We start from the raw sequence: 13,248 nt of genomic DNA, 5'->3' as shown, positions 1-13,248 counted from the left end.
GTTGTAGATGAGTGTGAACGCTTGGTTCTGGTCCAGGCGTACTCGCGCGGAGACGATCGAGGAGAGGACACAACCATGGCAGATCGCGTACTTCGAGGGAGTCGACTCGGAGCGGTGAGCTACGAGACCGACCGTGACCACGACCTCGCACCCCGTCGGATGGCAAAGTACCGGTGCGACAACGGTGAGGTCTTCGACATTCCCTTCGCCGACGATGCCGAGATTCCCGGCACGTGGCTGTGCCGCAACGGCCTCGAGGGAACCCTGGTCGAGGGGACTGCACCCGAGGCCAAGAAGGTCAAGCCGCCGCGTACCCACTGGGACATGCTGCTCGAACGCCGTTCCAAGGAGGAACTGGAGGAGCTGCTGAAGGAGCGCCTCGACCTGCTGAAGGCGAAGCGCCGCGGAGCCTGACACAGGCAACCGAACCGTACGAACGCCGTCTCGGCTCTGCCGGGGCGGCGTTCGCCGCGTCCGGGGAGGCTGCGACCCCGGCTTCGGCGCGGACGGGGTGTTCGACACGGACAAGCTTCTGTTGGTCACTGGGCTGGTCACCGTCTCGACAGGACTCATCCAAGTACTCCGATCTGCTGAACGCGGGCGCGTTACATTCCGAGCACACAAAGCACCGAGCGTCACGCCCCGAACACGCAGTCGAAGAAACCACGTATGACCGACCTCTCGGGCTTCCATACCGTTTGAGAGGTAGGTCACATGACCGCTCTCAATCTACTATTCGGTACCGCGGAGTCAAGGGTTTGGTCTTCTCTTCGGGTAGATCTCACACCTGGGGTATGAAATCGGCACCCCGAAACCACGGCCGGTCGGGCGTCCACGACATTTCGGGTGGTCAACCGCTCGTTTCCAGTACAACCGCTCACATTTCGTGGTATTCCCCCACCACCGCCCAAACCAAACCTTCCGGTCTGTCGGGCGGTGGTGGTGCGGTCAGCGCACCGAGTGCGGTCGGTTCGCGCTGTCGTCGGGATCGCTGTCCTTGCCGGTGTCGGGTGCGGCATGCCGCGGCCGGCGGCGCGAACGCTCGAGGTGCGGTGCGATCGCGGCGAGAGCGTCCGGCGTCGTCATCGTCCAGTGCGTCGCGTCCACCGGATGCTCGTCGATGTTCCCGTTCACGAACCGGCCCCAGCAGGTCACCGGGTCCACGTGGAAGCCGTCGTCGAGGGCGGCGGTGAAGAACACCAGATCGCCGTCGAACACCCTCGGACGGTGTGCGTCGATCAGTTCGGGGGCCCGCAGCGCATTGCCGTAGATCCGCTCCAGCTCCGCAGCGGTCAGCGCCGCCAGCGGCCCTCCGACGACCCGCAGCAGAGCCGCGGCCCGCTCGGCGTCGAACTGCCCGTCCGGCGCGAGTTCGTCGAGCACACTGTCGTCCGGGAGGTCCAGGCCGACACCGCCGAGAAGATCGGCGGTGGTCGCGGAGTTCTCCACACTGCGGTCGATCCCGACGTAGCTGTCAAGGAGCCCCAGCAGACGCACCTCTTCACCGGCGTCCTGCAACTGCACTGCCATCTCGTGAGCGATGACCCCGCCCAGCGACCACCCCACCAGGTGGTACGGGCCGTGCGGCTGGATCGACCGGATCTCCCGGACGTAGCGGCCGGCGAAATCGGTGATCGTCTCCGGATGCGGCTCGTCCTCGGTCAGCGCCGGCGACTGCAGCCCGTAGATCGGCCGGTCCTGGGTCAGCTCGCGGCCGAGTCCCGCGTAGCTCCACGCGAGCCCGATGAACGGGTGCACACAGAACAGCGGCTCCGCCGTCCCTCTCGTGCGGATCGGCAGAAGCACGTCGAGTGACGCGCCGGCACCGTCGACCCCGTCGTTCGTCCACTTCTGGATGCGCTGTCCCAGCGACTGCGGCGTGGGATCGCTGAACATCCATTGCAGCGGAAAGTCGATTCCCAGCTCGGACCCGAGCGCGGACGCGACCCGGGTGGCGATCAGCGAGTTGCCGCCGAGGTCGAAGAAGCTGTCCGTGACTCCCACACGGTCGATCCCGAGCACGTCGGCGAACACCGTGGCGACAGCGCGCTCGGCCGCCGTTCGCGGCGCCTGGTACTCGTCGGCCGCCGACCGGGCGGCCGGTGCGGGCAGGGCCTTGCGGTCGAGTTTGCCGTTCACCGACAGCGGCAGGGCGTCGAGGTGCACGACGTGCGCCGGGATCATGTACGACGGGACGCGGGCGGACAGGTGTGCGCGCACGTCGGACCAGTCGGCCGCCCGCCGCCCCACCAGGTACGCCACCAGGGCGTCCTCACCGCGGTCGTCGCCGTGCACCACCACCACCGCCTGCACCACATCCGGATGCGTCTCCAGCGCCGCCTCGATCTCCCCCAACTCGATCCGCTGCCCCCGCAACTTCACCTGGAAATCGGTACGCCCCACATACTCCACAACCCCATCCGCGCGGCGACGCACCAGATCCCCCGTGCGATACATCCGCCCACCCGCAACAAACGGGTTCGCCACGAACCGATCCGCCGACAGATCCGGACGATTCAGATACCCCCGCGCCAGCTGATCACCCGCCAGATACAACTCCCCCGCCACCCCGCTCGGCACCGGATGCAACCGCGCATCGAGCACATACAACTGCGTGTTCCACACCGGACGCCCGACCGGCACCGTCACCGTATCCGCAGCACCGGTCTCCCAATACGTCACGTCGACCGCGGCCTCCGTCGGCCCGTACAAATTATGCAGCTCAGCAGCACTGACCGCCCGGAACCGCAACACCTGCTCCGGCGTCAACGCCTCACCCGAACAGAACACCAACCGCAACGAATCACATTCCGCCACAGCCGGTTCCGCAGTGAACACCGACAGCATCGACGGCACGAAGTGGGTGGTCGTCACGTGACGTTCCTGGATCAGCCCCGTCAGGTACCGCGGATCGCGGTGTCCGTCGGGCGCGGCGATCACCAGCGTGGCACCGACCTGCAGCGGCCAGTACAGCTCCCACACCGACACATCGAACGTCACCGGAGTCTTCTGCAGGACGACGTCCGCGCCGGTCAGGGTGTATTCGTGCTGCATCCACAGCAGGCGGTTCACGATCGCACCATGGGTGACCGCGACACCCTTCGGCCGGCCCGTCGAGCCGGACGTGAAGATCACGTACGCCGTGTTCGCCGGGGTCAGCGGCCACAGCCGGTCCGCGTCGGTGACGGGCGAGCTGTCGAAGCCGGAGACGTCCTCGGACGCGACGTCGATGACGGGGACCGATCCGCCGCCGGGGAGTCCGGCACCGCTGACCAGCACACATGCCGGCTGTGCGGTGTCGAGTACATGCGCGGTGCGCTCGGCCGGATGGTCCGGATCCACCGGCAGGTAGGCGCCGCCGGCCTTCACGACGGCGTAGATCGCGACGAGCAGATCGATCGAACGGCGCATCGCAACCGCCACCACCGACTCGGGGCCGACGCCCTGCTCGATCAGTCGGCGCGCCAGCCTGTTCCCGCGGGCGTCGAAGTCGGCGTACGTCAACTCGTCCCGGTCGAAGATCAGCGCGATCCGGTCGGGGCCCGCCGCGACCCTCGTGTCGAACAGCGACGCCAGGGTGCCGGCGGGCACATCGTGCGATGTCGCGTTGGTGGCGGCGATCTGCTTCCGTTCGCCGCTGCCGAGGACGTCGATGTCGCCGACCGCGGTGTCCGGACCGTCGGCGGCCGCCCGCAGAACCTGCAGGAACCGCTGTCCGAACACGTGCATGGACGGCTCGTCGAACAGGTCGGAGGCGTACGTGAGGCGGGCTGCGATCCCGTCCGGACTTCCCTCGGAGTCGAATTGCTCCATCAGGGTGAGCTGCAGGTCGAACTTGGCGATGTCGACATCGAAGTCGACGCCGCTCACCGACAGGTCACCCAGTTGAAGGGTCGCCTGGTCGAGATTCTGGAACGTGAGCATCACCTGGAACAGGGGATGCCGCCCGGTGGACCGCGACGGATTGACGACCTCCACGAGGCGCTCGAACGGAACGTCCGCGTGGGAGAAGGCGGCGAGATCGGTCTCGCGCACGTCGGCGACCACTTCGGCGAAGGTCCGGCCTCCGTCGACCTGCTGGCGCAGGACCAGCGTGTTGACGAACATGCCGATCAAGTCGTCGAGTTCGCGTTCGCCACGACCCGCGACGGGGGTGCCGATCGCGATGTCCCCGGTGCCGGAGAGTCGGCTCAGCAACACCGCGAGCGCCGAGTGCACGAGCATGAACAGGGACGCGTTCGCGTCCCGCGCCACACCCAGGAGCGTGCCGTGCAGGTCGGCCGGCACGGCGAAGTCGACGGTGCCGCCCCGGTACGACGCGACCGCGGGACGCGGGCGGTCGGTGGGCAGGTCCAGCTGATCCGGTGCGCCCGCCAGGGTCTGCGTCCAGAACGCGAGTTGCCGCGACGAGACCGATTCGGGATCGGTCTCGTCGCCGAGAAGCGCCCGCTGCCACAGTGCGTAGTCGGCGTACTGCACCGGCAACGGCGCCCAGTCGGGCGTCGTGTCCGCCGACCGCGCCGCGTACGCCGTCATCACGTCCCGCACCATCGGCGCCATCGACCAGCCGTCGCCGGAGATGTGATGGACCACCAAGGCGAGAACGTGCTCCGTCGCGGACATGCGGAAGACCCGCACCCGCACCGGAACCTCCGTGGTGACGTCGAATCCGGTGGTCGCCAGGCCGGCGATCAGCGCGGGCAGCGCAGCCTCGTCCGCCGTGACGACGGACAGTGCGCCCCCCACCCGGTCGGTGGGCAGGATCACCTGGTGCGGGCCGTCGGCGGAGTCCGGGTACACCGTCCGCAGCGACTCGTGCCTGCCGACGACGTCGGCGACCGCATGCTGCAGTGCGTCGACGTCCAGCGCGCCCGACAGCCGGACCGCCACGGGAATGTTGTGCACCGCGGAGTTCGGGTCGAACCTGTTGAGGAACCACATCCGGTGTTGCGCCGACGACAGCGGAATCCGTTCGGGGCGCACCGCCGGTGTCAGCGCCGGGCGGGCGGGTGCGGTCGCCTCGATCGAATCCAGCAGTGCCGCAAGGGCGGCGACGGTGGGCGCCTCGAACAGGGTTCGAATCTCCACACGGCGCCCGAGTCGCTCGGACAGCCGGGCGATCACCCGGGTGGCGACGAGGGAGTTGCCACCGAGGTCGAAGAAGTTCGCGGCGGTACCGACCTGTTCTACGCCGAGCACGTCGGCGAACACAGCCGCAACCGCTTCCTCCGTGGGTGTCGCGGGAGCGCGGTATTCGACCGTCGCCGAGGCGAAGTCGGGTGCGGGGAGGGCCTTGCGGTCGAGTTTGCCGTTCGAGGTCAGGGGCAGTTGCGCGAGCACGACGAGGGCAGCGGGCACCATGTAGCTCGGCACCGCGCCGCCGACCTCGGCCAGCACCACGGCGGAGTCGACGGTGGCGCCGTCCTCGGGGACCACGTACGCGACCAGGGCGGTCCCGGTGTGCGGGTGCTGGTGGGCGACGACGACGGCCTGCCCCACCCCCGCGCTCGCGACCAGTGCGGACTCGATCTCGCCGAGTTCGATGCGGAACCCGCGGACCTTCACCTGGAAGTCGGAGCGCTCGAGGTACTCGAGGACGCCCGTGCTGTCCCGGACGCGCCAGCGGACCACGTCGCCGGTGCGGTAGAGCCGCGAACCGGATCCGCCGAAGGGGTTGGCCACGAAACGTTCGGCCGTCAGGTCGGCGCGAGCGACGTAGCCGCGGGCCAGCTGCTCACCGGCCAGGTACAGCTCACCCGCCACCCCGACGGGGACCGGGTTGAGCCGGGCATCCAGCACGAACACCTGCGTGTTCCACTCGGGTCCGCCGATGGGAACGGTGTCGACGTCGGTCTCGGTGTGTGTCCAGGCGGTCACGGACACGGCGGCCTCGGTGGGCCCGTACAGGTTGTGCAGCGCGACGGTCCCGAACCGGCGGCGGAAGCGGGCGGCGGTGTCGACGGGCAGCGCCTCGCCGATGCACAGCACCCGCCGCAGGGCGGGCTGCTCCCCCGCACCCGGGGTCGCCACGAAGGCCTCCAACAGGGACGGCACGAAATGTGCTGTCGTGACGCGCTGCTGACGCATCAGGTCCGCCAGGTAGGCCGGGTCGCGGTGACCGTCCGGGCGGGCGATGACGAGTCGAGCGCCCGAGGTCAGCGGCCAGAACAGTTCCCACACCGACAGGTCGAACGTGACGGGTGTCTTCTGGACGACGGCGTCGGTGGTGTCCAGCGGGTATTCGTGCTGCTTCCAGCGGAGTTGGTTCGCGATGGCGGCGTGGGTAACGGCGACACCTTTGGGTCTGCCGGTGGACCCGGACGTGAAGATCAGGTACGCCGTGTTCTCCGGCCGCAGCGGGGCTAGGCGTTGCGCATCGGTCACCGATCCGCGTGGTGAGGCGGTGAGGTCGAGGGTGTCGATCTCGAGGACCGGGACGGTCTCGGCGGCGAACCCGTCCGCGGACGTGCTGAGGATGCACACCGGGCGTGCGGTCTCGAGCACGTAGGCGAGTCGGTCGGCCGGATGGGTGAGATCGATCGGCAGATACGCGCCGCCGGCTCGCAGCACCGCGTACATCCCGACCAGCAGTTCGATCGACCGGTTCATTGCGAGTCCCACCACGGATTCCGGCCCCACCCCGCGATCGATCAGGCGGTGGGCGAGCGCGTCGACGCGGCGGTCGAACTCTGCATACGTCAGTTCGGTGCCCTCGAAGAACACCGCGGCCTTCTCGGGTGTGCGCGCCACCTGGGCGGAGAACAGTTCGTCGAGTGTCGTCGGCGGCAGATCGACGCCGGTGTCGTTGAATTCGGCGAGGACCGAACGGCGTTCGGGGCCGTCGAGCAGGTCGATGGCCCCGACGGCCATGTCCGGATCCTGTACGACCGACGCGAGGACGCGGGTGAAGCGTTCCGCGAATGCCCGCACGGTGGATTCGTCGAAGAGGTCGGTGGCGTAGGTGAACTGCGCCTCGATCACGTCCGGGGACCCGTCGGCGTCGTGCTTCTCCGACAACGTCAGGTGCAGATCGAAGTTGGAGATCGTGTTCGGCACGTCGAGTCCCTCGACGTGCAGTCCGGGAAGCTCGAGTGTGGTGGTGGAGAGGTTCTGGAACGAGAACGCAACCTGGAACAGCGGGTGGTGCGCGCGGGACCGGGCCGGGTTCAGCACGTCGACGAGGCGCTCGAACGGAATGTCGGAGTGCGCGAACGCATTCAGATCGGCAGAGCGTGCGTCGGCGAGGCTGTCCGCGAACGAACTCGCGAGGTCCACCTGGGTGCGCAGTACCAGGGTGTTCACGAACATGCCGACGAGTTCGTCGAGGGATTCCTCGCCGCGGCCGGCGATGGGTGCGCCGACGGCGATGTCGGACTCGTTGCTCAGTCGCGCGAGCAGTACCGCGAGCGCGGTGTGCATCACCATGAACAGGGAGGTGTTCCGGCCGCGTGCGAGCGCCAGCAGGGCGCGGTGGGTGCCGGCGTCGATGGTGAACGGCACGTGCGCGCCCCGGTGCGACGCGACCGCGGGGCGGGGACGGTCGGTCGGCAGGGACAGCCGGTCGGGCAGGCCCTCCAGTGTGCGGGTCCAGTACGCGATCTGAGCGGCGGCGACCGATTCGGGATCGGCCTCGTCGCCGAGGAGTTCCCGCTGCCACAGGCTGTAGTCGGCGTACTGCACCGGGAGCGGCGTCCAGCGGGGAACGTGCCCCTCGGCGCGGGCGGTGTAGGCGAGCATCACGTCGCGGGCCAGCGGGGCGAGCGACCAGCCGTCCCCCGAGATGTGGTGGGCGACCATCACGAGCACGTAGTCGTCGGCGCCGACCCGGTACATCCGCGCCCGAAGGGGCACGTCCGCGGTCACGTCGAAGCCTGTCGTCACGAGTGCGAGCGCCCGCTCGAGGACGTCGTCGGGGTGCGCCGCCACCGGTGTCAGGTCGGGCACCGCGTCTCCGGCGGGCACGATCACCTGGTGCGGGCCGTCGGCGGAGTCGGGATAGACGGTGCGCAACGCCTCGTGCCGCCCGACGAGATCGGCGATCGCGACCTGCATGGCACGCAGGTCCACCTCGCCCGACAACCGGAGCGCGACCGGCAGGTTGTAGGCGGGCGATGCGGTGTCGAACTGGTTGATGAACCACATCCGCTGCTGGGCGAGCGACAGCGGAATGTGTTCGGGACGGGGCTTCGCCGTCAGCGCGGGGCGTCGCACACCGTGGGTGGTGGTCTCGGTGATGTGTGCCGCGAGCGCGGCGACGGTCGGCGACTCGAACACTTCACGGACCCCGACGTGGACGTCGAGTGCGGCGTTGATCCGCGACACCACCTGGGTGGCGAGCAGCGAGTTGCCGCCGAGATCGAAGAAGCTGTCGTGGATGCCGATCTCGGGCAACGCGAGGATGTCCGCGAAGATGCCGGCGACGATCACCTCCATCGGGTTCCGCGGTGCCTCGAATGTCGTGGCCGCGGCAGCGAAGATCGGCTCGGGCAGCGCGGCCCGGTCGAGCTTGCCCGCCGGGGTGAGCGGCAGGGCGTCGAGGAGAGTGACGGAGGCGGGAACCATGTAGGCGGGCAGGGTGCGCCCGACGAAATTCGCGACCTCGACCCGGTCCACGTCCTCACCGGTGAACGGCAGCACGTAGGCGACGAGGGAGGTCTCCCCGTTCGGGTGCTCGTATCCGATCGTGGTGGCGTACTCGATCTGCGGGTGTGCGGTGAGCGCGGCATCGATCTCACCGAGTTCGATCCGGAACCCGCGGATCTTCACCTGGTGGTCGGTGCGGCCGACGAAATCGAGGACGCGGTTCTCCCGCCACCGGACGAGGTCGCCGGTGCGGTACATCAGGTCGCCGGGCTCGCCGTACGGGTCGGCGACGAAGCGTTCGGCGGTCAGTCCCGGCCGTCCGAGATAGCCGCGGGCGAGGCTCGGGCCTGCGACGTACAGTTCGCCCGGCACGCCCACCGGCACGGGACGCAGCCGGCCGTCCAGCACGAGTGCCCGCACTCCGCGGCTCGGTCCGCCGATGGTGACCGGTTCGCCGGCGCGGAGGGGTTCGGTGATGGACGACATGATCGTCGCCTCGCTGGGGCCGTACGCGTTGACCATGCGACGCCCGGGCGCCCATCGGGCCACCAGTTCCGGTGGGCACACGTCACCGGCGACCACGACGACGGCAAGGTCGTCGAGCCCGTGATGGTCTACCGACGCCAGCGCCGCAGGAGTGGAGAACGCATGGGTGACGTGCTCGGCGGCGAGCAGTTCGGCGAGTTCCGATCCGCCGTAGATCGTGGGCGGGGCGATGACCATCGTGGCTCCCGCGCCGAGTGCCATCAGCATCTCGAACACCGAGGCGTCGAAGCTCGGGGACGCGAAATGCAGTGTCCGCGAATGGGAGGTGAGCCCGAGGAGCTCACGCTCGTCGGTCACCAGGTTCATCAGACCGCGATGCGTGACCGCGACCCCCTTGGGCCGGCCGGTGGACCCCGATGTGTAGATGACGTACGCCACCTGGTCGGACAGGATCGGCCGCATGCGGTCGCGGTTGGTGAGCGGCAACCGGGATTCCTGGGTGCAGCGCACCTCGAGTGCCGGGTCGTCGAGGAGCATCCACCGGATCGAGTCCGGGAGGAGATCCTGTTTGGCGGACACGGTGATCCCGACCATCGCCCCGGAGTCCTGCACCATGTGCAGGATGCGGTCCGCGGGATAGCCGGGGTCGACGGGCACGAAGGCGGCACCCGTCTTGGCCACTGCCCACACGGCCACCACGGATTCGAAGGACCGCGGAAGCGCCAGCGCGACCCGGGTTTCGGGTCCCACTCCCCTGTCGACGAGCAACCGGGCCAGCTGGTTCGACTGTTCGTCGAGGTCCCGGTACGTGAGGCTCTCACCCTCGAAGACGACGGCGGGTCCGTCGGGCGCCGCGGCGACGGCGTCAGCGAGGATCTCGGGCAGCATCTGCACCGGTCGCGCGTCGGCGCCGCGCACCGGGGTGAGCGCCGCGTATTCCTCGTCGCCGAGGACCGGGATGTCGCCGATCGGCCGCTGCGGGTCGGCGACGACCGCCTCGAAGATCCGCCGCAGCCGGGTCGCGTACCCGGCGGCGGTGCTCTCGTCGAAAATATCTGTCGCGTAGACCAGTTCGGCGTCGATGCCGGCCGCCTCGGCCGTGTCGTCGAGCCGTTCGGTGAGCGTGAAGTGCAGGTCGAACTTCGCGATGCTCGCGTCGAGTGCGAGCGGTTCCACCGACAGTCCGTCCAGTTCGAGTCGGTCGGCGGAGACCGCCTGCACGCCGAGCGCCACCTGGAACAGCGGGTGGTGCGAGGTGGAGCGGACCGGGCTGAGAACCTCCACCAGCCGCTCGAACGGCAGGTCCGCGTGGGCGAACGCCTCGAGGTCGACGTCCCGGGCCTGTTCGAGCAGCGACACGAACGACGCCCCCGGGTCCAGCGTCGTGCGCAACACGAGGGTGTTGACGAACATGCCGATGATGTCGTCGAGTTCCACCCGGCCGCGGCCGGCGACAGCCGTGCCGACGGTGATGTCGGAGGTGGTGCTGAGCCGGCCCAGCAGGACGCTGAGCGCGGCGTGGGCGACCATGAAGATGCTGGCGCCGTGCGCGCGTGCCAGCTCGGCCAGGGCCCGGTGCGTGTCGGCGTCCAGGGTGAAACGGGTCGCCGCGCCCCGATGCGACGGAACGGCCGGCCTGCCCCGGTCGCCCGGCAGATACAACTGGTCCGGGACACCGGCGAGTGTCCGGGTCCAATACTCGAGCTGGGCGACGGCGAGGCTGCCCGGGTCGGATTCGGCACCGAGCACGTCCCGCTGCCACAGCGCGTAGTCGGCGTACTGCACCGGCAGCGGCACCCAGGTGGGCGCCTGGCCTGCCGCGCGGCTCGAGTACGCGATCATCACGTCCCGGATCAGCGGTTCCATCGACACGCCGTCGGCGGAGATGTGATGGACGACGAGGGCGAGCACGTGCTCGGTGTCGCCGAGCGAGTACACCTTCACCCGCAGTGGCACGGCCTGGGAGACGTCGAAGCCGGTCAGCAGGAACTGCTGGAGATCCGCGCGCAGCCCGGCCTCGCTCACGCGGACCGGTGCGACGTCGGGGGTGAACTCTCCGGGTTCGAGGATCACCTGGTGCGGTCCGCCCCGGGAATCGGGGAAGACGGTCCGCAGCGATTCGTGCCGGGTGATCAGATCGTCGATCGCCGCGGCCAGCGCCGCCGTGTCCAACGGTCCGGTGAGCCGGACCGCGGCGGGAAGGTTGTATGCGGGCGAGGACGTGTCGAACTGGTTGAGGAACCACATCCGCTGCTGCGCGAGTGACAGCGGGATCCGGTCGGGGCGGACCGCCGCTGTCAGGGGTGCGATCGCGGCGGACGGACCGTGCCCGTCGAGTCGCCGGGCCAGGGCCGCGACGGTGGGGGCGTCGAACACGTCGCGGATGGCGACGCGTATCTCCGCCGCCACGCCGATGCGGGTGCTGAGCTTGGTGGCGGACAGGGAGTTGCCGCCGAGTTCGAAGAAGTTGTCGTCGACGCCGACCCGGGGGACGCCGAGGAGTTCGGCGAAGATCCCGGCGACGAGGCGTTCGGTCTCGGTGCGGGGCGCCGTGTAGTCCGCCTTCACGGTGAACACCGGTGCGGGCAAGGCTCTCTGGTCGACCTTGCCGTTCGGTGTCAGCGGCAGTTCCGCCAGCGTGATCAGCAGCGACGGAATCATGTAGGAGGGCAGGCTGCCCGCCGCCTCGGCGAGCACGGCGTCCGGGTCCGGTGTGATTCCGCGCCTCGGCACGACGTACCCGACCAGGTGATCGCCGGTGTGCGGGTCCGAATGCGGGACGACGATCGCCTGCTCCACGTCTTCGTGCCGAAGCAGTGCCGACACGATTTCGCCGAGTTCGATGCGGAAACCGCGGACCTTCACCTGGAAGTCGGTGCGCCCGAGGTACTCGAGCCGGCCCGCCGCGTTCCAGCGGACGAGGTCGCCAGTGCGGTACAGCCGCGCGCCCGATGTGGAGAAGGGGTCGGCGACGAAGCGTTCGGCGGTGAGGTCGGGGCGGGACAGGTATCCGCGGGCGAGCTGGACGCCACCGAGGTACAGCTCTCCCGCCACACCGACCGGCACCGGGCGCAGTCGGCCGTCCAGAACGAGGGTGCTGGTGTTCCAGACAGGCAAACCGACCGGGACGGTGTCGGAGTTGTCGGACCGGGCCGCGAAGAATGTGGTGGTCACCGCCGCCTCGGTGGGTCCGTACGTGTTGTCGATCTCCGCGGGATGGGACGCCCGGAACTCGTCGATCGTCTCCGGGGACACCGCTTCGCCGCCGACCAGCACCTGCCGCAGCGCCGGCAGGTCCTCGAGGCCGGGGCCGGACGTCAGGGCCGCCAGCATCGCCGGCACGAAGTGCACGACGGTGACGCCGTGTGCGCGAAGGACGCCCACGAGGTACTCGGGGTCGCGGTGCCCGTCGGGTTCGGCAACGACGAGCCGGCCGCCGGAGACGAGCGGCGCGAAGCACTCCCACACCGAGACGTCGAACGTCACCGGGGTCTTGAGCAGCATCGTGTCGGCGGTGCCGAGCGCGTACTGCTCACGCAGCCATGCGAGTTGCGCCGCGATCGCCGCATGGGAGACGGCGACCCCCTTGGGCCGCCCCGTGGAACCGGAGGTGAAGAGGACGTACGCCGTGTTGTCCGGGCGCAGCGGCGCGACCCGTTCGTCGGCGCGGATCGGCTCCCCGCCGAACTCTGCCGGGTCCGGGTCTGCGGGGACGATCGCCCGCACCCCGTACCGTGTCGTCGCGGTCGGTGTGAGCAGCGCGCTGCTCGTGAGCACCAGGGATGCGGCGGACTGCTCGACGATGTCGCTGTTGCGCTGCGCCGGTTGACCGGGATCGAGTGGGGTGTAGGCGCCGCCTGCCCTCACCACGGCGTGGACCGCGACGAGCAGGTCGAGCGACCGCGGGATCTCGATCGCCACGACGACGTCGGGGCCGACACCGTCGCCGATGAGCCTGCGCGCGAGGCGGTTCACCCGGGCATCGAACTCCGCGTACGTCAGCGTCGTGTCGCGCCAGAGCACCGCATCGGCATCCGGCGTCGTCCGTGCCTGTTCGTCGAGGAGACCGGCGAGGGTGGGCTGCGCCGTCTCCCGTGTCGCGCCGTGTGACAGTGCGAGCAGACGCAGCCGGGCATCGTCGCCGAGCAGGTCGAGGTCGCCGACCGTGGTTCGAGGATC

General features: G+C 69.4%; 2 protein-coding genes (1 of these 2 cut by a window edge). One reads left to right on the top strand and one right to left on the bottom strand.

Going from position 1 to position 13,248, the window contains the following annotated elements:
- The first annotated feature begins 75 nt into the window (after nucleotides 1–75).
- A complete protein-coding gene (locus WKC72_RS22745; RefSeq protein WP_005255751.1) occupies nucleotides 76–414 on the top strand; it encodes an RNA polymerase-binding protein RbpA in 339 nt (112 codons plus the stop codon).
- A 534-nt stretch (nucleotides 415–948) separates the two neighbouring features.
- Here the strand turns inward: WKC72_RS22745 and WKC72_RS22740 are convergent.
- A protein-coding gene (locus tag WKC72_RS22740) for a non-ribosomal peptide synthase/polyketide synthase (RefSeq protein ID WP_370179340.1) crosses the window boundary here: on the bottom strand, nucleotides 949–13,248 show its 3' end. The gene runs 17,247 nt beyond the window's last position; 12,300 of the gene's 29,547 nt are visible here — the last part of the coding sequence; its start codon lies off the right edge, out of view; its stop codon occupies nucleotides 949–951.

This window comes from Rhodococcus wratislaviensis (assembly GCF_041228765.1).
Lineage (GTDB): Bacteria > Actinomycetota > Actinomycetes > Mycobacteriales > Mycobacteriaceae > Rhodococcus_F > Rhodococcus_F wratislaviensis.
The sequence above is the reverse complement of the archived record's forward strand: the minus strand, read 5'-3'. Positions and strand labels throughout refer to the sequence as shown.

What these genes read in the sequence shown, in the direction of transcription:
- WKC72_RS22745 (WP_005255751.1), top strand. Translation starts at nt 76, where the DNA reads ATGGCAGATCGCGTACTTCGAGGGAGTCGACTCGGAGCGGTGAGCTAC.